General features: G+C 66.5%; 18 protein-coding genes and 3 tRNA genes. 14 read left to right on the forward strand and 7 right to left on the reverse strand.

The genetic code is table 11. From position 1 onward, the window contains the following. Nucleotides 1-2: 2 nt before the first annotated feature. The 7 genes from nuoK to PKD89_RS10720 all read left to right on the forward strand — a co-directional run bounded on the left by nuoK (nucleotide 3) and on the right by PKD89_RS10720 (nucleotide 9,580). Nucleotides 3-299: an NADH-quinone oxidoreductase subunit NuoK gene (gene nuoK / locus PKD89_RS10690; RefSeq protein WP_287375739.1), complete on the forward strand. Its 297-nt coding sequence runs from the start codon at nucleotides 3-5 to the stop codon at nucleotides 297-299. 4 nt (nucleotides 300-303) lie between these two features. Next, on the forward strand, nucleotides 304-2,547 hold the full coding sequence (locus PKD89_RS10695) for an NADH-quinone oxidoreductase subunit L (protein ID WP_289011667.1): 2,244 nt from the start codon (nucleotides 304-306) through the stop codon (nucleotides 2,545-2,547). Between the two features lie 131 nt (nucleotides 2,548-2,678). Beyond that, nucleotides 2,679-4,208 carry a complex I subunit 4 family protein gene (locus PKD89_RS10700; RefSeq protein WP_289011668.1) on the forward strand — a complete coding sequence of 510 codons (1,530 nt, stop codon included), beginning with the start codon at nucleotides 2,679-2,681 and terminating at the stop codon, nucleotides 4,206-4,208. 4 nt (nucleotides 4,209-4,212) lie between these two features. Next, on the forward strand, nucleotides 4,213-5,727 hold the full coding sequence (locus tag PKD89_RS10705; RefSeq protein WP_287375745.1) for an NADH-quinone oxidoreductase subunit N: 1,515 nt from the start codon (nucleotides 4,213-4,215) through the stop codon (nucleotides 5,725-5,727). An 11-nt stretch (nucleotides 5,728-5,738) separates the two neighbouring features. After that, nucleotides 5,739-6,875, forward strand: coding sequence for an SAM-dependent methyltransferase (locus PKD89_RS10710; RefSeq protein ID WP_289011669.1), 1,137 nt, complete (start codon nucleotides 5,739-5,741; stop codon nucleotides 6,873-6,875). Then, nucleotides 6,862-8,694, forward strand: coding sequence for a copper resistance protein CopC (locus PKD89_RS10715; protein WP_289011670.1), 1,833 nt, complete (start codon nucleotides 6,862-6,864; stop codon nucleotides 8,692-8,694). Before PKD89_RS10710 ends, PKD89_RS10715 begins: the two co-directional genes overlap by 14 nt. 130 nt (nucleotides 8,695-8,824) lie before the next feature. Next, nucleotides 8,825-9,580 carry a FixH family protein gene (locus PKD89_RS10720; RefSeq protein WP_289011671.1) on the forward strand — a complete coding sequence of 252 codons (756 nt, stop codon included), beginning with the start codon at nucleotides 8,825-8,827 and terminating at the stop codon, nucleotides 9,578-9,580. Between the two features lies 1 nt (nucleotide 9,581). Here the strand turns inward: PKD89_RS10720 and PKD89_RS10725 are convergent, their stop codons facing one another. Then, nucleotides 9,582-10,379 carry an HAD hydrolase family protein gene (locus tag PKD89_RS10725; protein ID WP_289011672.1) on the reverse strand — a complete coding sequence of 266 codons (798 nt, stop codon included), beginning with the start codon at nucleotides 10,377-10,379 and terminating at the stop codon, nucleotides 9,582-9,584. A 329-nt stretch (nucleotides 10,380-10,708) separates the two neighbouring features. Here PKD89_RS10725 and acs point away from each other — a divergent pair, with 329 nt between their 5' ends. Continuing rightward, nucleotides 10,709-12,709: an acetate--CoA ligase gene (gene acs / locus PKD89_RS10730; RefSeq protein ID WP_289011673.1), complete on the forward strand. Its 2,001-nt coding sequence runs from the start codon at nucleotides 10,709-10,711 to the stop codon at nucleotides 12,707-12,709. Between the two features lie 16 nt (nucleotides 12,710-12,725). On the opposite strand, the gene PKD89_RS10735 is transcribed toward acs, so the two are convergent. Then, a complete protein-coding gene (locus PKD89_RS10735; RefSeq protein ID WP_287375757.1) occupies nucleotides 12,726-13,373 on the reverse strand; it encodes an endonuclease III in 648 nt (215 codons plus the stop codon). A gap of 148 nt (nucleotides 13,374-13,521) precedes the next feature. Between PKD89_RS10735 and PKD89_RS10740 the strand changes: the two genes are divergently transcribed. From PKD89_RS10740 to PKD89_RS10750, 3 genes are all read left to right on the forward strand, one after another. Beyond that, nucleotides 13,522-14,370: a zinc metalloprotease HtpX gene (locus tag PKD89_RS10740; protein ID WP_287375760.1), complete on the forward strand. Its 849-nt coding sequence runs from the start codon at nucleotides 13,522-13,524 to the stop codon at nucleotides 14,368-14,370. Nucleotides 14,371-14,434: 64 nt separating this feature from the next. Beyond that, nucleotides 14,435-15,037, forward strand: a complete 603-nt coding sequence (locus tag PKD89_RS10745; protein WP_287375762.1) for a hypothetical protein — start codon at nucleotides 14,435-14,437, stop codon at nucleotides 15,035-15,037. 55 nt (nucleotides 15,038-15,092) lie between these two features. After that, nucleotides 15,093-15,575, forward strand: coding sequence for a hypothetical protein (locus PKD89_RS10750; protein ID WP_289011674.1), 483 nt, complete (start codon nucleotides 15,093-15,095; stop codon nucleotides 15,573-15,575). Between the two features lie 36 nt (nucleotides 15,576-15,611). Here the strand turns inward: PKD89_RS10750 and PKD89_RS10755 are convergent, their stop codons facing one another. Beyond that, nucleotides 15,612-16,100, reverse strand: a complete 489-nt coding sequence (locus tag PKD89_RS10755) for a YajQ family cyclic di-GMP-binding protein (RefSeq protein WP_287375768.1) — start codon at nucleotides 16,098-16,100, stop codon at nucleotides 15,612-15,614. A gap of 138 nt (nucleotides 16,101-16,238) precedes the next feature. Between PKD89_RS10755 and PKD89_RS10760 the strand changes: the two genes are divergently transcribed. Then, nucleotides 16,239-16,323 (forward strand) — tRNA-Tyr (locus tag PKD89_RS10760). Nucleotides 16,324-16,368: 45 nt separating this feature from the next. Here PKD89_RS10760 and PKD89_RS10765 read toward each other — a convergent pair. The 4 genes from PKD89_RS10765 to PKD89_RS10780 form a co-directional block, all read right to left on the reverse strand. Next, complete coding sequence (locus tag PKD89_RS10765) at nucleotides 16,369-16,881, reverse strand: N-acetyltransferase family protein (RefSeq protein ID WP_287375772.1); 513 nt, start codon at nucleotides 16,879-16,881, stop codon at nucleotides 16,369-16,371. 67 nt (nucleotides 16,882-16,948) lie between these two features. Further along, nucleotides 16,949-17,638, reverse strand: a complete 690-nt coding sequence (locus tag PKD89_RS10770; RefSeq protein ID WP_287375775.1) for a hypothetical protein — start codon at nucleotides 17,636-17,638, stop codon at nucleotides 16,949-16,951. Nucleotides 17,639-17,781: 143 nt separating this feature from the next. Next, complete coding sequence (locus PKD89_RS10775; protein ID WP_287375778.1) at nucleotides 17,782-18,273, reverse strand: DUF1269 domain-containing protein; 492 nt, start codon at nucleotides 18,271-18,273, stop codon at nucleotides 17,782-17,784. 132 nt (nucleotides 18,274-18,405) lie between these two features. After that, nucleotides 18,406-18,837, reverse strand: coding sequence for a DUF6325 family protein (locus PKD89_RS10780; RefSeq protein ID WP_287391087.1), 432 nt, complete (start codon nucleotides 18,835-18,837; stop codon nucleotides 18,406-18,408). Nucleotides 18,838-19,097: 260 nt separating this feature from the next. Between PKD89_RS10780 and PKD89_RS10785 the strand changes: the two genes are divergently transcribed. After that, nucleotides 19,098-19,170: transfer RNA gene (locus PKD89_RS10785), tRNA-Thr, on the forward strand. Nucleotides 19,171-19,236: 66 nt separating this feature from the next. Beyond that, nucleotides 19,237-19,313 (forward strand) — tRNA-Met (locus PKD89_RS10790). The last annotated feature ends 111 nt before the right edge of the window (nucleotides 19,314-19,424 follow it).

Here is a 19,424-nt window from a genome sequence, read left to right on the forward strand (position 1 = left end):
CGGTGCTGGTCAATCAATTCCTTCTACTGGCAGCGGTTCTCTTCTGCATCGGTGTGTACGGGGTGCTCACCCGTCGTAACGGCGTGTTGGTGCTCATGTCGATCGAGCTCATCTTGAACTCGGTCAACCTCAACCTGATCGCATTCGGGGGCCAACACGGCGTCGACGGTTCGGTGTTCGCCTTGTTCGTTATCGCCGTCGCTGCCGCCGAGGTTGGCGTCGGCTTGGCCATCGTGATGCTGATCTACCGCAACAAGGCCAGCGTTGAGCTGGACGAACTCGACGAGTTGAAGGGGTGATTGGGTGATCACGACCATCATGCTCGACAAGGTCTGGCTGCTCCCGGCCATCATGGTGGCCAGCTTCGCCTTGATCCTGTTCTTCGGAAAGCGGACGCCCGGCAAGGGCCACGCCATCGGGATCGCCGCAGTTGGCATCTGCTTTGCACTGTCGCTGGTGACCGCCGGCGAATGGGTCACCCGTGACACGTCTCCCAACGAGGTGGCGGCGCTGTCCGACGTCAATCCGGCCTGCTCGGCTGCGGTCGCCGAGGTGGATGGTGCCCAGGGCACGGCAGCCGGCTCCGGAGACGGCGCCGGCGAACAGGCCCTCGCCCCAGCCGGTGAGGTTGCTGCCCCGCTCGCCCCCGCATCCGAGGCGGGCGAGGCGGAAGGGTTCACCCGTCCGGTCGTCAACTGCGTTACCTGGTTCCAGTCCGGCGATACCACGGTCACGGTCGGCACGCAGGTTGACGGCCTGGTCGTGATGATGCTGGTGGTCGTCACGCTCATCTCGCTGTTGGTGTACATCTTCTCCACCGAGTACGTCGCCGGCGACCGGCGCTATACCCACTACTTCGCCTTCCTCTCCCTGTTCACCGCGTCGATGTTGTTCTTCGTCATGTCCCAGAGCACGATCCAGATGATCGTGGGCTGGGAGTTGGTGGGCATGTGTTCCTTTGCGCTGATCGGCCACTGGTGGGAGGAGCAACCCAACTCCGACGCGGCGCTCAAGGCGTTCCTCACCAACCGAGTGGGCGACATCGGTCTTCTGGTCGGCGTGACCGTGCTGTTCTGGGTGTCGGGCAAGACGTTCTCGATCATGGACATCAACATCGCCGCCAACGACGGGTCGATCTCCAAGACCGCGCTCACCGTCGCCTCGCTGGCGCTGCTGGCTGCGGTGATGTCCAAGTCGGGTCAGTTCATCCTGCACACCTGGCTGCCGGACGCGATGGCCGGGCCGACGCCTGTGTCTGCGCTGATCCACGCCGCCACGATGGTCGTGGCCGGCATCTACATGGTCGCCCGGCTGTACCCCGTGTTCTTCGAAGGCCTGTCGATCGCCGGCGGCTCGTTCAACATGCTGGCCCTCGTCGGCTCGGTGACAGCGGTCTTGGGTGCGCTGTTGGGATTTGTGCAAAAGGACATCAAGAAGGTCCTGGCGTACTCAACCATCTCCCAGTTGGGCTTCATGGTGGCGGCGCTGGGCGTCGGCGCCTGGACGGCGGCGATGTTCCACCTGTTCACGCACGCCTTCTTTAAGGCCAGCCTGTTCCTCGGCGCCGGCTCGCTCAGCCACGCCTGCCACCACAGCTTCGACATGGTCGACGACATGGGGGGCCTGCGAAAGGTCATGCCCAAGACCTTCTGGACGTTCGTCATCTCTGCGGCCAGCCTGGCGGGCATCTTCCCGTTGGCCGGCTTCTGGTCCAAGGACGAGATCCTGGCGGGCACCGGTGGGATGAACGCAGGAGTGGGCAGCTATTACTTCGTGCTGGTTGCGCTGCTGATCGGTGCGTTCTGCACCGCCGGGTACATGACCCGGGCGGTTTGGTACGCCTTCTTCGGCGACTACCGAGGCCACGGCCAGCCGCACGAGTCGGGGGCGCGCATCACCGTGCCGCTCTTCGTGTTGGCCGGTCTGGCGGTCGTCGCCGGGTTCGTCAACCTGCCGGAGAAGTTCTTCGTCGAGTTGCCGTCATGGCTCAGCCTCCGCTTCGAGCGTGCGGTCGAGCCGGTTGGTGCCTACTTCCCAGGGCCTGCCAACGGCTTCACCCACGCGGCGTTCAACCCACTGCTCGCCGGGATATCGCTCATCGTGGCGCTGGTGTCGGCAGCGCTGGTGTGGAGCTTCTATACCGGCAAGCTGACCGTGCTCGAAGGCCTGGCCTCGCGCAACAAGCTCGCTCGGGTGGGTAAGACCATCCTGGTCAACAAGTACTACCTGGACTGGCTCTATACCGACGTGATCGTTGGCTTCGTCAAGGGGCCGCTTGCGCGGGCCGCCTACTGGGCAAACCAGAAGGTGCTCGACCGCACGGTCGACGGCGTCGGCGCCGGCGCCACCAAGGTGGGCGAGTTCGTCTACGCCCGCATCGACCAAGGCGTCGTTGACGGGGCGGTCAGGGGCGCGGGCATGGCCGCCAGCGGCACCGGCGCCGGGCTGTCCAAGATGCAGTCCGGCAAGGTGCAGCAGTACGGCGTGTTGTTGTTTGCCGGCACCGCCATCCTCACCGGCATCTTCGTGGCGGTCCTGACCGCATGATCACCGCTTTGACCACGGCGCCGCCGCGGACCTCAACCCCTGACGCGGATCGCCGCGCACCTTTGTCCATCGTTCCCCCAGCGGCCCCCCGGGTCGCCTCGTTTCACCGCCAGTAACAGGAGATCCACCACATGTCGGACCAAACCTGGGTACTTCCGCTGCTGACCTTCCTGCCCCTCATCGGGGCGTTGGTCATGATGGTGCTCGTCCCCAACGAGGCCGAGAGCGCCCACAAGCTCATCGCGCTGATCACCTCGCTGGCCACCGCCGCCCTAGGCGTTGCAGTGTTCGCCGGCTTCAACTACGACGCCTCCCAGGACTTGCAGTTCGTGGTCGACCAGTCCTGGATCCCCCGGATCGGGAGCCGGTTCATCATGGGCGTCGACGGCATCTCGTTGCCGTTGCTGGGGCTGACACTGTTCATCGTGCCGCTGGTGATGATCTACAGCCTCGATCACATCCCCAGCCCGGGGAACCCAAAGGCGTTCCTGTCCCTGATCCTGATCCTCGAGACCGGCATGATCGGTACCTTCGTTGCCCAGGACCTGATCCTGTTCTTCGTCTTCTTCGAGATCGTGCTGTTGCCGATGTACTTCATGATCGGCGTGTGGGGCGGTCCGAAGCGTCAGTACGCAGCGATCAAGTTCTTCCTGTACACGTTGTTCGGCTCGGCGCTGATGATCGTCAGCTTCATCGCCGTCTACTTCCTCTCCGACCCCCAGACCTTCGACATGCGGGCGCTGCCCACTGCCGCAGCCGGTATCTCGAGCGGCGCAGCGCTGTGGATCTTCGGCGGCATGTTCATGGGCTTCGGCATCAAGGTGCCGATGTTCCCGTTCCACACCTGGCTGCCCGATGCCCACACTCAGGCACCAACCCAGGGCTCGGTGATCCTGGCTGCGGTGCTGCTGAAGCTGGGTTCCTACGGGTTCATCCGCATCGCCCTGCCGATCCTGCCCGATGCAGCCAGGCAGTGGGCGCCGGTCATCGGCGTGCTGGCGGTGATCGGCATCATCTACGGCGCACTCGGGTGTTTGGCCCAAACCGACATGAAGCGCCTGATCGCGTTCTCGTCGGTATCCCACATGGGCTTCGTCATGTTGGGCATCGCCGCCATGAACGACATCGGCATCAACGCCGCCATCTTCGGCATGGTGGCCCACGGCCTGATCACCGGCCTGCTGTTCTTCATCGCCGGCTCGATGAAGGAGCGCTACCACACCCTGGAGATCAAGCGCCTGGGTGGCATGTTGATCCAGGCCCCCAAGCTGGGCTGGATCCTCGGCCTTTCCACCATGGCCTCGCTCGGTCTGCCCGGCCTGGCCGGCTTCTGGGGTGAGTTTCCCGCCATCCTCGCCGCCTATTCTCCGGCTCCCGGCATCAACGAGGGTCTGTTCCGCACCCTGATGGTGATCGCTGCCCTCGGCACCGTCCTCGCCGCCGGATACCTGCTGTGGCTGTTCCAGCGCACCAGCTTCGGCGTGCCCAACAAGGAATTCGAAAAGGATCCCGAGATCGCCGACGTGTCGGTGACCGAATGGGTGTCCTGGACGCCGATGATCATCGGGATCGTCGTGCTGGGCGTCTTGCCCGCGTTGGTGATGGGTATCTCCAACCCCGCGGTTGAGGCCATGACCACAGCGTTCGGCTTCGGAGGCTGATCTCGTGCTCGCTTCGCTCCTCGGCCAGAGTGCCGACTTCGTCAATACCTCCATTGACTGGCACGCGATCGCGCCCGAGGTCGTGCTGGCGGGCGTAGCGCTGCTGATCGTTCTGGCCGACTCGGTGTTCCTCGAGCGTGCCCGGCCCTTCATCCCAGGATTGGCCGGCCTGGGATTCCTCGCTGCCCTCATCCCGGTGTTGACCCTGGCGATGTCCTCGACCGAGGTACGGAGCACCTTTGCCGGCGCCTTCGTCGTCAACGACCGAGCGCTGGCGTTGAAGGCGTTGTTCCTGGTCACCGGGTACATCGTGGTGCTGCTGTCCAGCAAGTACGTCGCCGAGGGCGACTACTGGGAGAGCGAGTACTACGCCCTCATGTTGGCCTCGGTCGTCGGCATGTCGGTCATGGCCTCGGCCATGGATCTGATCACCGTCTTCATCGCCCTCGAACTGCTGTCAATCCCGGCCTACATGCTGGCCGCCTGGCGCAAACGGGACGTGAAGTCCAACGAGGCAGGGCTGAAGTACTACCTGATGGGTGTCTTCGCCACCGGCATTTTCCTGTATGGGTTCAGCCTGCTCTACGGGGTGTCCGGATCGACCAACCTGGCCGAGATCGCCACCGCCATCGGCAAGGGTGACTCTCCGACCGCGATCGTCGTCGTCGCCCTGATCTTCAGCCTGGCCGGATTCGGGTTCAAGGTATCGGCGGTTCCTTTCCACGCCTGGGCTCCCGACACCTACGAGGGTGCGCCCACCCCGATCACCGCCTTCCTCGCCGTCGCTTCCAAGACCGCCGGGTTCGCAGCCCTGATCCAACTGGTGTTCATCGCCTTTGCCGAACGCAGCGATGTGGTGCAGCCGGTCATGTTCATCCTCGCGGCGTTGTCGATGACCGTCGGCAACCTCATCGCCCTGCGCCAGACCAACGTCGTCCGCATGCTCGCCTACTCGGGCATCGCCCAGGCAGGGTTCATCCTGGCACCGTTTGCGGTCTATTCGGCCAACTCCGAGCTGGCCATGTCGGCGATCGTCAGCTACCTGGTCATCTATGCCGCAATGAACCTCGGTGCATTCGCCTGCGTGATCGCCATCGCCCGCAAGACCGGCTCGGCCGAGCGGAGCACGTTCGGCGGCCTGTTCAGCTACGCCCCCGGTCTCGCCACGGTGTTCACCCTGTTTCTCGCTTCGCTGGTCGGCATGCCCCCACTCGGCGGTTGGTACGCCAAGTTCTCGGTGATGAACGTTTTGGTCGGCGCCGGTACCGGCATGGGGTACGCGCTTGCGGTGATCCTGGCGGTCAACACGGCCATCGGTGCCTTCTATTACATGGCGGTGGCCCGAGCGATGTGGTTCGACGAGGCGCCCGACGGTGATGTGTCCCCGATCAAGGTGCCGGTGAACCTCATCGCCGCCATCGCCATCTGCCTGGTGCTCACGGTGGTCACCGGCGTCCTGCCCGACCTTGTGACCCAGCTGAGCACGGTGCCGACCGTGGCGGCCGGGCTCGGCGGATAGCCGGCACGGAGTTGTCGCAGCGGTCGGGTCGGCAGCTGGGCGCCGAAGCCGCCGCCGGCCTGCATCCTCGGTTGAGCGACGCGCTGGCCGGCGGGCTGCGCTTCGATCGCCTCTGGGACCTGGCGCTGTACGAGCCCGGGGTCGGGTTCTATGACACCGGCGGAGCGGCCGGCCGACGTGCAGATTTTCTCACCAGCGTCGAGCTGGGCCCGCTCTTCGGCGCATGTCTCGCCCGCCGCCTGGACGCCCTTTGGGACGCGGCCGGTCGGCCCGACCGGTGGACGCTGGTCGATGCCGGCTCCGGGCCGGGCACTTTGGTGCGGGCGGTGGTCACAGCGCAACCCCGGTGCGCCGGGGCCCTCGACGTCGTGGTCGTCGAACGATCTGATGCGCAGCGTGAAGGTCACGTCAACCTGATCGAGTGGGCGGAGGAGCGCGACGTCGCGGTGGTCTCCCAGGAACAGCTGCCCGAGCGGGTGTGCGGGGTGATCGTCGCTCACGAGCTGCTCGACAACCTGGCCGCCCGGGTGGTGCAGCGCAACGGTGCACAGATCGAGGAACTTTGGGCCGGGGTGGCGCCGGTTGGCGGCGAGCCACCCCCGCCCGAATCAAACGGCGCTGCGGTGGCGCTGTCATGGCGGCCGGTCGAGGCAGCCGACGCCGAGCGCCTTCGGTCGTTGCCCTGGTGGGGGGCGGTCCCCGAGCAGGCCCCTGTGCCCTGGAGTGAAGCGGGGCACCGTTGGGTGAACGATGCGCTCGGCCGGCTGGCGACGGGTGCGCTCCTGGTCGTCGACTACGGCACCCGAACCACCGCCGAGGTGGCGGCCCGGGAGGGATGGTTGAGGACATACGCGCAGGGTGCGGTGGGCACCGACCCGGTCGAGGACCTGGGGCGCCGTGACCTGACGAGCGACGTGGCCTTCGATCAGCTGCCGCCCCCGGACCGCCTGAGCACCCAGGCCGAGGCATTGGCCGCCTGGGGGATCGACGATCTGGTCCGATCGGCGCGTCGGCGCTTGGATGAGCGGGCGGGGACGATGGACTTGGCCTGGGCCCGGGACACCTCGGTGCTCAACGAGGCGCCCGCGCTGATCGATCCGGCTGGACTAGGGGCATTTCTCGTCGCCGAGTGGGATGCCCGTGGTTAGCCCGGTGCCGGGCAGGCGGGAGTGGCCCGTCCGTCGGGCGAGGTTCTTTCACCGAGAAGAGCGGGCCCGGCGGGAGGTGTCCGGTCGTCGGACCGGGCGGCTGCGCGGCCTGCTGCTTGTCGCTCTGGGCATGCTCGCAGCGCTGTGGTGGGCAGCGCCGGCAGGGGCCCACGCCGAGCTGATCTCGACCACTCCCTCCCAGGGGGCGACCGTCGCGAATGCACCCCCGGTGGTGGTCATGACCTACAGCGAAGGGGTCTCGGTCAGCAACGACGGGATCCGACTGCTCGACCCGGCCGGAGCGGTGGTCCCCCGAACCAAGGCGACCGCCGACGGTTCCGAGGTGCGCATCGACGTGCCCGATCTCAGCGACGAGGGCACCTATACCGTCGACTGGAAAGCGGTGTCCGCCGACGGCCACCCCATCCGCGGTGCTTGGACGTTCAACCTGGGAGCGGAAGGGGGCGGCGCCGACGTTGCGCTGGGCGCGACCGGCCAGTCTCCGGCGATCACCGCACTGCGCGCCGTCGGTCGCAGCGTGTCGTTCCTCGCTCTGTTTGTTCTGGCCGGTCAGCTGTTGTGGGCGGGTATCACCAGATGGCGGCCGTTGGTGGCCGCCGCCTGGGCCGGTGTCATCCTCGTGGTGGCCGCCGAGCTGTGGGCGGCGCTGGCCGGAGGAGCCTCCAACCCGGCGGCCGCCGCGCAGATCGTCCTCGGCACGCCGAGCGGGCGGTTTCTTGTTGCCACCGTGCTCTTGGTCGCCTACGGGCACCTCATGTGCCGGGCAGGGCGCCTCGGCAGTCGCAGCCTGGGGGTCGTGTGGACGAGTGTGGTTGTGGCCGCGGCGCTCGTCGGTCATGCCACGGTGCTGTCGCCCGTGGCGCTCAGCGCCTTCGGCACGGTGGCCCATGTCCTCGCCGCAGGGCTGTGGGTGTCGGCGCTCGTCTGGGTGGCAGGTGTGTTGCCCGGTTGCGTTCGGCGAGTGGGCCTTGAGGGCCGAGCCTCGGACGCCCTGGCCTCTGGAGTCCCGCCATCGGCCGACTCGGCCGCTGCCCTCGCCGCTCACCGTGAGTTGCTTCGCCGAGCGGTGCGGTTCTCGCCGTGGGGGATGGGCGCAGTCGCGGTTCTGCTGGCAACCGGTGGCGCGCTGCTGTGGGTGCGCATCGGCGGTCCGGCGGGCCTGCTGACGTCGGGATACGGCCTGCTCGGCCTGGGAAAGCTGCTGGTGTTGGCCGGCGCAGTCGTGCTGGCGGCCAGGAACCGGTGGGTGCTTATCCCCGCCCTGGCGAGCGCCCTCCCCGAGCTGTCGACCGACGAGGCCGACGCCACGGCGGCCCGGCGCAGTGCTTCGGCCCTCCAACGGGCGATTCAGACCGAGATGGTGCTGGTGGCGTGCGCAGTGGCACTGGGTGGCGTTCTCGGAGCGGCGGCCCTACCGAGGGAGACGGCGGCCGACCCGGTCGGTCAGGCGGCGACGGCGGTCGGGGCCGAAGTGTTCAGCGAGGTGGCCGATTTTGGGCCCTACCAGGCCCAGGTGGAGATGTCTCCGCGTCGGGTGGGCCCGAACGTCGCCCACGTCACCGTCGTCGCTCCCGCCGGCCCGCCGCCGGACGACCTCAACGGGTTGACCGTGTCGTTCGCCTTGCCAGCCGCCGACCTCGGGCCGATCGAGCCGAAGCTGATCAAGCTCAACGACAGCCACATCACGGCCAACGATGTGGTCTTGACCGCGCCGGGGTTGTGGACGGTCACCGTCGACGCACGCCGAGGTTCCGCCGAGTTTCTTCGGGCCACTTTCCAGGTGAACATCGACGGCTGAGCGCCCCGTCCTGCCGGACGAGGGAGTGCTCCGAACTCAACCGTGGGCGCGTCTGTCCGGTCGGTCTGCACCCTCCCTGCTGGGTGATGGAGGTGAGGTATCGTCCGTCGGCGCCGGAGGGAGAACGTCGATGAGTTCAGGTCGTTGGAGTATTGGGGCACTGCTGGTGGTGATGGCCACGTGTTTCGTGGCCATGGTCGGCCCGGCCGGAGCACACGGCCCGGAGGCCACGTTCACCCCGATCACCCAGGAGCCGGTCGCTGACAAACTTGCGGCGAACCTGCGGGTCACCTTGATCTACGACAACGACGCCGAGCCGGTGGATGACGCCACCGTGCAGGTGATGCCCGTGGACCCGTCCGGCGCGGAGGGTGCTCAGGTCGCCCTTGCACGTGCGCCTGAACCAGGAACCTACGAAGGCGCCGTTCCTGTCACTGCATCAGGTGACTGGACGTTCACGGTGACCTCGGCGGACCCGGAGGCGACACTCGACATCGAGGTTGCCATCCCCGAACCCGCACCGGCAACCACAGCCGCACCGGCAACCACAGCCACCCCGGAAACGGAAGCGGCGCCTACCTCTGCCACACAGAAGGACCCTCCGGTTGCGTCCAGCCTGCCGGACGGCAGCCCTACCCCCGTGGCCGATACAGCGATCGTGTCCGACGACGCCCTGCCCGCCGAGGACCCCGATGAGGGATCCTTCCCCTGGGGCATCGCCGTGCTGGTTGCGGTCGTAGCGGCCGGCGTGGCGATGGCGATGGCCTACGCCCTGCGCTCGAACAAGGACGACGCAGGTGAGGATGGATCTCTTGATCCGACCGGGCCCACCTCGGCAGACGGGGGGCCTCCGTCCGGGGAAACCCCGGGCGGCCCTGCCACCTAAGTCAGCCCAGGTCGACCGAGAGCGTCAGCGCATCGGCCAGTCCGTCGTCGTCGACATGGCCCACCTGGAGACGTGAGGCCGCCAACGCTGTCGGGTCGGCATTTCCCATCGCCACGCCCCAGCCGACCGACTCCATGGCGCTCACGTCGTTTTGACCGTCACCGACCATCATCACCGCTTCCGGGCCGAAGCCCAAGCGGTGCGCCAGCTTGGCGATGGCGGTCGCTTTGGACACCTCCGCCTTGGTCACCGAGATGAACGCAGCATGGTCCAACGCCGGTGAGGTGGCAGCGGTGCCCTGGGCACCGGCGGGCACGGCAGCCAGCACGGCGTCGGTGTCCTCGATCGGCACGACGAACTGCAGCCGCACCAGGGGGCCGGTGAGGTCGTCTCGGCTGCGGGGCTGGTGGGCGAGGCCCAGTAGGCCGGCGTGTTCGACTGCGAGTGGTTCCGTGGATGGGCAGGCAATCTCAAAGGCCGAGTAGTACTCGAGCACCCAGCCGTGCTCGACGGCCAGCCGCTCGCAGGCGGTGATCGTGGCTTCGTCGACGACCTCGCCATCCACCTCCAGCGTCTCAGCGTTGATCAGCGCGGCCCCGGAGTGGAAGATGTGCCAGCCGGCGGGGTCGAGCCTGCGGGCGTAGTCCCACGTCGGGCCCACCGCCACCCGAGCAGTACAGATCGCCAGGTGCTGACCTCGGGCGATGGCGGCCTCGGCGGCCGTCCACACCCCGTCGGTCGGCACGCCGGAGCTGCCGAGCAGGGTGCCGTCGACGTCGATGCAGATCAGTGGGAGCACGGGTTCCTCAATGTGGGCTGGCGGCTCGGTTGTTATGGCGCTGGCCGAGCCGGGGGTGGGGGATCGAGAGGCAGGCTCCATTGCCTCGGTGGCACCCGTCAAACCCGGGGTTCGCAGGCGTAGGCTCGCTCGACGTTCAACCGGGTGCTGAAACCAACCCGGGCCTCGAGCGTCGGCGGTCGTCGAAGAACCGTGGTGCGAGAGTCGGACCGCCGAGTTATGCATCACCACCGTGCGAAAGCCACCGGTCCGACTTCTGCATGCTGTCTGGAAGTCGATCCCATGACGCTGCCGGTATGGTGCAGGGGAAGGCCAGACGAGGGGGACACATGACCGAGGAAACCACCGCACGGACGATCGAGAACCTCTACTCCGAGGAGCGGACGTTCTCTCCGCCGGAGGAGTTCGTCGCTCAGGCCAATCTGTCCGACCCGGAGATCTACGATCGCGCCGCCGCCGACCCGGAAGCGTTCTGGGCTGGTATCGCCCGCGAGACGATCACCTGGCGTCGGGACTTCGACACCACCCTCGAGTGGAACCTGCCGTATGCGAAGTGGTTTGTCGGGGGAAAGCTGAACGTCGCTGAGAACTGCCTGGACCGGCACATCGATGCCGGCCACGGCGACCGCGTGGCCTACCACTGGGAGGGCGAGCCGGGCGATACCCGCACGATCACCTACGCCCAGCTGCTCGAGGACGTCTCCCGCCTGGCCAACGTGCTGCGCGGCTTTGGCGTGGAGAAGGGCGACCGGGTGGTCGTCTACCTGCCCATGATCCCCGAGCTGCCGATGTCGCTTCTGGCCTGCGCTCGCATCGGGGCCATCCACTCGGTGATCTTCGGCGGCTTTTCGCCCGACTCGATCCGGGACCGGGTCAACGACGCCGAGGCCAAGGTGGTCATCACCGCCGACGCCGGCTATCGCCGGGGTAAGCCATCGGCGCTGAAGGCCAACGTCGATGCCGCCCTGAAGGATTGCCCGACGGTCGAGAAGGTGCTGGTCGTCGACCGCTGCGGCACCGACGTCGCCATGGTCGAGGGTCGCGACGTTCCCTATGCCGACGCGGTGGCGGGGGTGGACGCCCACTGCGAGGCCGAGGAGATGGACTCCGAGGATCCGCTTTACATCCTCTACACGTCCGGCACGACGGCGAAGCCGAAGGGCATCATCCACTCCACCGGCGGCTATCTCACCCAGGTGGCGTGGACCACCAAGCAGATCTTCGACCTCAAGCCCGAAAACGACGTCTATTGGTGTGCGGCCGACGTCGGTTGGGTGACCGGCCACAGCTACATCGTGTTTGGGCCGCTCGCCAACGGCGTGACCGGCGTGATGTACGAGGGCACGCCCGACACCCCCACCGAGGAGCATCGCAGCGGCGACCGGGCTTCGTGGCCCAAGGACCGCTTCTGGGACATCATCGAGCGGTACGGCGTCACGCAGCTGTACACCGCGCCAACGGCGATCCGCACGTTCATGAAGTGGGGCGCCGAGGAGCCCGGACGCCACGATCTGTCCTCGCTGCGGCTGCTCGGCACGGTGGGCGAGCCGATCAACCCGGAAGCCTGGATGTGGTACCACGAGCACATCGGCGCCGAGCGCTGCCCGATCGTCGACACCTGGTGGCAGACCGAGACCGGGGCCAGCATGGTCAACCCGCTTCCGGGCATCGTTCCCACCAAGCCCGGGTCGGCCACCCTTCCCTTGCCCGGCATCGAGGTAGAGGTGCTCGACGACCAGGGCAACGCCATCACCGAGGGTGGGGGTTATCTGGCGATCACCAAGCCGTGGCCGTCGATGCTGCGGGGCATCTGGGGCGACCCCGAGCGCTACGAGCAGACCTACTGGAGCCAGTACCCGGGCAAGTACTTCGCCGGCGACGGTGCCCGCCTGGACGAGGACGGCTATCTGTGGGTGCTCGGCCGGGTGGATGATGTGATGAACGTGTCGGGTCACCGGATCTCGACAGCCGAGGTGGAGTCGGCGCTCGTCGATCACGAGGCGGTGGCCGAGGCAGCGGTTGTCGGGGCCAAGGACGACGTGTCGGGTCAGGTCATCGTGGGCTACGTCATCCTGCGCAGCGGCAACGAGCCCTCCGACGAGCTTGGTGAGGAGATCCGCCAGCACGTCGCCACCAAGTTGGGTGCGATCAGCCGTCCCAAGACCGTGATCATCGTGCCCGACCTGCCCAAGACCCGCTCCGGCAAGATCATGCGGCGTTTGTTGCGCGACGTGGTCGAGGGGCGCGAGCTGGGTGACACGACCACGCTGGCCGATGAGTCGGTGGTGACTGCAATCGCCGACGGGGCCTCAGCCGCCAGCGACGGCTGAGCGGCGCCCCGACGCTTTAGCGGCGGGCCTCCTGGGCGATGCGTTTCTGAGTAGCCGCCCAGGAGCAGATCGGGCAGGTGGTGAGGTCGTGGTGTCGGGCGGGGCAGTACTCCCGCCCGAAATAGATGATCTGCAGGTGGCGTCGGTTCCACGTGTCCCGGGGAAACACCGCCTTCAGGTCGGCCTCGGTCTTCTCGACCGTCGTTCCGTTGGACAGCCCCCACCGGGCCGCCAGCCGGTGAATATGGGTGTCGACCGGAAAAGCCGGCACCCCGAACGACGCGGCCATCACCACGCCGGCGGTCTTGTGACCGACGCCGGCGAGTGACTCGAGGAACTCAAACGTCGGGATGAGTTCCCCGCCGGCCTCGACGATCTGGTGGGCCATCGTCGACAGGTTGCGGGCCTTGGTCGGGGCAAGGCCGATCTGTCGGATCAGCCCAAGGATCTCGTCGGGGTCGAGCGCGGCCATCTCCTCTGGTGTCGACGCCCGGTCGAAGAGCGCCGGGGTGATCTCGTTCACCTTTTTGTCGGTGGTCTGCGCCGACAGGGCCACCGCCACCAGCAGCGTGTAGGGGTTGCGGTGATCGAGCGGGATCGGCGGTTCCGGGTAGAGCCGATCGAGGATCTCGCCGATCCGATCGGCCTTGTCACTGCGTCTCATGGTGACCACACTCCCGCAGCGGAGGGCTGAACGTCGAAAGCCAGCCGGTTCATCGGTTGCACACTCCCGCAGGGACGGCTGCTCGACCAACCCGGGAGCGCTCTCAGTTCGATGCCTGCGGGCGTAGCAACCGGGGCAGACTGATGCCGTGCTCAACAACCTCAAGACCGCTGCATTGCTGGCCGGCCTCGCTGGGCTGCTGATGGCCATCGGGTCGTTCTGGGGGCAGTCGGGCCTGATGATCGCGTTCGGCATGTCGGTGGTGATGATCGGCGGCAGTTACTGGTTCTCCGATCGACTCGCCATCGCATCGGCGCGGGCCAAGCCGGTCCCCGAGGGTGCGCTTCCCGAATACCGCCAGATCATGACCGAGCTGACCACCGCCGCCGAGATCCCCATGCCGGGGTTGTTCGTGAGCCCCAACCCTCAGCCCAACGCCTTTGCCACGGGCCGCAACCCGCACCACGCCGCGGTGTGCGTCACCGAAGGGCTGTTGCAGGCGCTCACCTGGGAGGAGATCCGGGGGGTGCTCGCCCACGAGCTCGCCCACGTCCGCAACCGTGACATCTTGACCAGCTCCGTCGCAGCTGCGGTCGCCTCGACCATCACGTTCGCAGCGCGGATGGCAATGTGGGGAGCGATGTTCGGTGGGGGTGGTGGCGGTGGGCGTGACCGAAACGGAGGCGGCCTGGAGCAACTGGCGATGATCATCCTCGGACCGATCGCCGCAGCGCTGATCCAGATGGCGATCAGCCGCAACCGCGAGTTTGCCGCCGATGCCTCGGCGGCCAAGCTGCTGGGGACCGGCGAACCGTTGGCCCGAGCGCTGGACAAGCTGGACCTGTACTCCCAGCGGATCCCTGCGGACATCAATCCAGCGCAGGCGCAGGCCTACATAGTCAACCCCCTGCGACGCGGCGGGATGGCGAGCCTGTTCTCCACCCACCCCCCGGTCGAGGAACGGATCTCGCGCCTGCGGGGTGGGTCATGGGCCTGAGCAACAGCCCCTGGGCCGGCATCGGAGTTGTGGCGAGTGCCCCGGGCCGTCGTAGCGTACGACGATGACTTCAGCGATGATCGTGTCCACCTCCAGCGTGAAGCGAGGCTTGGTGGCTGCTGTCGCTGTCGGCGCCCTGCTGCTGGCCGGCTGCAGCGACGATGGCGACGATGCCGCCAAGGGCGACACGTCGAGCGAGACCACCGTCGCCGGCGACAGTGTGTCCGAGACGACCGCCGCGGCCAGCGAGACAACCGCGAAGGATGACGGTTCCTCGGCGACGTCGGCACCTGAACGCAAGCCCAATATTGAGGGCTTCTGCAAAGCGCTCACCGACGTGGCCAACCAGACCGCAGGCGACCAGGATTACGGCCAGTTGCAGGCGACCGCGCCTGACGAGGTCGCACCGCTGGTCGACACGCTCGCCAAGGCAGCCAACGAGGCGGCGTCGACCGAGCAGCCCAGCGCCGAACTGCAAGAACGCGGTATCCGCTCGGTGGTCGGCGTGACGATCTTCGCCATCGATGAGTGCCCCGATGCGTCGGGCCTGATCGAGGCGATCGGCATCGACGAGAACGGGGTCGAGGTCCTCAAGAAGTACTCGGTTGCGGACGTTGAGGACGATGCCAAGTGGAAAGAAATCTACGCCGAGATCCAGCAGGGCTGAGGTTCGACCCTTGTTTCACCCCGTTGCCGAGTGCCAGGGCCGTCGAGGCAGCCGGGTGCGCTCAGCTGGTCAGCGTTTCGCCGCAGCAGCCGTCATCCTGGCGGCCCTGAGCGGGTGTTCCGACGGCGGTGACGGCGCCCAGCAGGCGGGGACCACCAAACCCGCCGCAGCCCCGACGGCCGGGGTTGAATCGTTTTGCGATGAGTTGGCCGACATCGTCGTGCAGGACGAACCCGATTTTGGCCGCCTCGATGCGTCGGCCCCCGAGGAGGTCAAGCCCGAGGTGGCCGAGGTGGTCGAGTTCTCCAAGATGGCCCTCACGGCGGAGGAAGCGCCCGATAAGAGTGTGATCGACGACTTCCAGCGGTCTTACTTTGGCATGACGATCTATGCCGTGGGCCACTGCGACAACTCCGACACGCTGGCTGCAGGTCTCGGCCTCGGCGACCAGCAACTCGAAGCGGCCCGCAGGTACTCGCTGGAGGATGTGCGGGATGACCAAACGTGGCCAGAGGTCAAAGCTGCTGTCGGCGGTTGACGCCGAACGCTTCGGCCGTCACCGGCGGGCGGTAGCTCAGTCGCGGAAGTTGCCGGTGTCGATCGGGATGCCAAAGTCGTGGCCCTTCAGTTCGGTGATCACCGCCTGAAGCTGGTCGCGCTTCTTCGCCATCACCCGAACCTGCTCACCTTGTGTCTGGGTCTGTACGCCCTTCAGCCCGAGGCCCTTGATGAACTTGTTGACGTCGCGGGCCTTGTCGGAGTTGATGCCCGCCACCAGGGTGGCCACCTGACGAACGCTCCCGCCGGAAGCCGGCTCGATCTTGCCCCAATCGAGTGCCTTGAGCGACACCTTGCGACGGACCAGCTTCTCCTCGACCACCTGGCGGACGGCCCGCAAACGATCTTCGCTCATCGAGCGGATGGTGATCGTGCCCTCTCCGAGCTCCGCCGCAGAGCCGGTGTCCCGGAAGTCGAAGCGGGTCGACACCTCGCGGGCCGCCTGATCCATGGCGTTGGTGACCTCTTGGTGGTCGACCTCGGAGGAGATGTCAAAGCTGGGCATGTTGGGCCTTCCTGGGATGACGGTGGACGGAACCTTGGTGCAGTGTGCCGTGGCGCCGGCAGCTTGGCCAGCGCCACGGATGGGGAACGTTGTCGGGTGTGCCCCGAGCGGCGGCCCCCGCTATCGTGTCCGGGCTGAGGGTCGGTGCCCGAGTGGACAAAGGGAGCGGACTGTAACTCCGCCGGCTTAGCCTTCGTAGGTTCAAATCCTACCCGGCCCACCAGTTCAACAGGCCCGCCTCGGCGGGCCTGTTGCGCGCCCGGGGTCGTCAACTCTTGGGCGCCAGCATCCGTTGCATCAGCACCACGTCAAGCCAGCGGCCAAACTTGCGACCGACTTCTTGCTCCCGTCCGACGATGCTGAACCCCGCCCGTTCGTGGAGTGCGATCGAGGCCTGGTGTCCGCCGACGATCTTGGCCATCACCGTATGAAAGCCGTGGTCGGTGGCCAGCGCGACCAGCTCGGTCAGCAACGTCGACCCGATGCCTTCGCCCTGGTGGTCCCGGTGCACGTACACCGAGTCCTCACACGTCGTGGCGTAGCCGGCCCGCTCTCTGTACCGAGACAACGAACCAAACCCGACAACGACGGGCGTGCCGTCCTCGTTGTCGACCTCGGCGATGACCGCCGAGTACGCGCCGCGGCGCTCGGCCAGCCAGGCAGCTTGACCGTCGACCGTGCGGGGGATCAGGTCGAACGTAACCGTGGACGTCAGCACCTCGAGGTTGTAGATCTCGAGGATCGCCTCGGCATCTGCGGTGGTGGCGGAGCGGAGGCGCATTGCGGCGACGCTACGACGGTGGCCCACCCTCGGTGCAGTCGGCCCACCCCGGGCCGGGCGCAGGCGGCTAGATCTGGATCGGGTAGGTGGCGATGACGGCGACCGAGGCGATGAACAACACCACGGCCAAACCGAGCAGAGAGTGTTCGGTCCGCAGCGCTCGGACCTTGCCGGACAGGGCGGCCAACAGGATCACGCTGGCAAACAGCACCGACGTGAGTGTGTAGTTGTCGCCGTCCTCGTTGGCGGCTATCGCCGCCTTCGCCTTGGCTTCGGCCTGCTTCTCCAGTTCGTCGGCCCGGTCGCTGGCCGCCAGGACGTACTCGTTCATGTCGAACGGGCTGGAGGGGGCGTCAGCGTTCTCGAACGGCTTCGTCTTCAGCCAGGCATCGGTGGCGATCGCCAGGTGCTCAGGAAACCGGTCTTGGTAGAACTTGGCCAGTTCGGCATCTCCGTTGGCCGTGGCGTTGACAAACTGGGTGGACAACGAGACGTCGACGGTGAATTGCTGGTTGGCCTCGTCGCTGTTGCGGATCGACTCGGTACGCGCTGCGCCTGCCTCGGCGAAGTTGATCGCCATCACGCCGCCCCACTTGGTGGCCTCGAATGCCGACCAGGCAGTCATCACGGCGGTGAGCGCGATCAGCAGCACAGCGAACAGCTCGAGACGGTCCTTGTGGTCTTGGAGCCGCTCTTCGTCGGTCGTGCTGTCGTTGCGGCTGGTCATGTCGGGGGTTGAAGCGTCGGGTGAGGACATGGGCAAGTCTTTCGGGGGTGGGTGGGAACAACACCGGCCGGAGGCAGAGCCTCCGGCCGGTGTCATCATTTCACGCGTCGCGCCGGTACTTGTCCGTGGTGCCCCACCCGGGCAGCGAGCCCGGTGTGTCCGCGCTCGAAGCCTTAGTCCTCGTCAGCGAATGCGGAGCGCAGGGCTTCTTCCTGGTCCTTGGAGAGGTTGGTCTTCACCAGCTGGGCGTTGGTGCCGTCGAAGGCGTCCGAGACGCGATCGATGACGGCGTCCTGCGTCATCAGGAACAGCGCCGAAGTACCGGGAACGACCTGGCTCTTCACGGAGTCGATGAAGTCGTCGTCGATGCCGACATCTGCCATCGAGCCGCCGAGGGCTCCGGCGGCGGCGCCGATCGCCATACCCAACAGTGGTACGAGGAACAGCAGGCCGAACAGCCAACCCCAGAACGCGCCACCGAGTGCACCTGCGGCTGCGAGGTTGTTCGCCTGACGGGTCTTCGGCTTCTTCTTACCTTCCTCCCAGGTGACGATGGCGGCGTCGAGGACCGTGATGAGGTGCTCCTTGCTCAGGGCAACCAACTTCTCTTCGGCCTGCTGTGCGCCGGCCGGGTCATCGAACTTCCAAACGGTCAGTGTCGACATGTGTGCTCCTCGTCCTTGGGAAGACCGAATGTATCGGACAACGATGCCAATCGGCGTCGTTGGGAGCACGCTTTCTGAGCCGTTTCTTGGGGACCGGGTGTCGAGCGTGCGATCGACATGCGATGTGTCGGTTCAGCCGTCCAGGTCGCTGGCGGCAAGCACTGCATCGGCGACGGATCCAGGCACCCGAACATCGGCCCGCAGTTCGCCCCCGGAACTCACGATTGCCTGCGTGAACGGCTTGGCCCAAGTGTGTTCGAAGGCCAGCAGGGCGGCCGACGTGTTGGGTGTCATGTCGTTGGCCAAGTCGGCGACGTCGTCGTCGGACACCAAAGCGCCGGCCCGTTTCAGCACATCGACCAGCGACTTGGCGCCTTCGTCGTCGCTGAGGCCCTCCAGGCCCTCATGGGTCACCGAACCGTCGGCATCCTTGCGAATGAAGACTCCATCGATGACGGTGACCGTTCCCGCGTCGACCAAGCGTCTCAGCTCGGGCAGGATCTCCCCGGTGAACTCATTACCCTCGAAGACGACGACGATGACCTCGATCGGTCCGAAACCCATGATGACCCCCCCAGGTCGTGCCTGCTCCGAAGTGTTCGGACAGGTTGTCGGTCTCAAGTTCGTAGTCCCGAGCCAACTGAACTCAAGTTATCGGGACACGAACGGTTGTGCCATGGGCAAGCGCTGATCCTGCACTGCTGAGCGCCAGGCGAGTGCGTGTGGTGGGTCGCCCGCTGCCGAGGTTCCCGGCGCCCGATTGGTGAGCGCGCGGCGCTTCGATACACTGGCTCGTCGGTTCGCCGGGACTCCCAGCGCGCCATGCCTCCTTAGCTCAGTCGGCAGAGCGTTTCCATGGTAAGGAAAAGGTCGTCAGTTCGATTCTGACAGGGGGCTCTCCCAACCGGTCCGTCACTCTCGGGCCCTACCTACGGCGACCGGGACGTTCCCGGGAGTCACACCGGCGACGTAGCTCAGGTGGTTAGAGCGCTCGGCTCATAATCGAGAGGTCGTCGGTTCGACCCCGACCGTCGCCACCACAAACCCAAGCAACACCAACCACTCTCACCCCACAGGAATTAGGAGAACAGCCCTCATGGCCAAGGAGAAGTTCGAGCGGAACAAGCCTCATATGAACGTGGGGACGATGG

The organism is Candidatus Neomicrothrix sp., from assembly GCF_035329545.1.
GTDB classification, from domain to species: Bacteria; Actinomycetota; Acidimicrobiia; order Acidimicrobiales; family Microtrichaceae; genus Microthrix; species Microthrix subdominans.

Excerpts from the sequence above, each read along its gene's own strand:
- PKD89_RS10755 (WP_287375768.1), bottom strand. The coding sequence starts at position 16,100 with ATGCCCAGCTTTGACATCTCCTCCGAGGTCGACCACCAAGAGGTCACC.
- PKD89_RS10700 (WP_289011668.1), top strand. The coding sequence starts at position 2,679 with ATGTCGGACCAAACCTGGGTACTTCCGCTGCTGACCTTCCTGCCCCTC.
- PKD89_RS10745 (WP_287375762.1), top strand. The coding sequence starts at position 14,435 with ATGACTTCAGCGATGATCGTGTCCACCTCCAGCGTGAAGCGAGGCTTG.
- PKD89_RS10765 (WP_287375772.1), bottom strand. The coding sequence starts at position 16,881 with ATGCGCCTCCGCTCCGCCACCACCGCAGATGCCGAGGCGATCCTCGAG.
- PKD89_RS10735 (WP_287375757.1), bottom strand. The coding sequence starts at position 13,373 with ATGAGACGCAGTGACAAGGCCGATCGGATCGGCGAGATCCTCGATCGG.
- PKD89_RS10770 (WP_287375775.1), bottom strand. The coding sequence starts at position 17,638 with ATGTCCTCACCCGACGCTTCAACCCCCGACATGACCAGCCGCAACGAC.
- PKD89_RS10720 (WP_289011671.1), top strand. The coding sequence starts at position 8,825 with ATGAGTTCAGGTCGTTGGAGTATTGGGGCACTGCTGGTGGTGATGGCC.
- PKD89_RS10775 (WP_287375778.1), bottom strand. The coding sequence starts at position 18,273 with ATGTCGACACTGACCGTTTGGAAGTTCGATGACCCGGCCGGCGCACAG.
- PKD89_RS10780 (WP_287391087.1), bottom strand. The coding sequence starts at position 18,837 with ATGGGTTTCGGACCGATCGAGGTCATCGTCGTCGTCTTCGAGGGTAAT.
- acs (WP_289011673.1), top strand. The coding sequence starts at position 10,709 with ATGACCGAGGAAACCACCGCACGGACGATCGAGAACCTCTACTCCGAG.
- PKD89_RS10715 (WP_289011670.1), top strand. The coding sequence starts at position 6,862 with ATGCCCGTGGTTAGCCCGGTGCCGGGCAGGCGGGAGTGGCCCGTCCGT.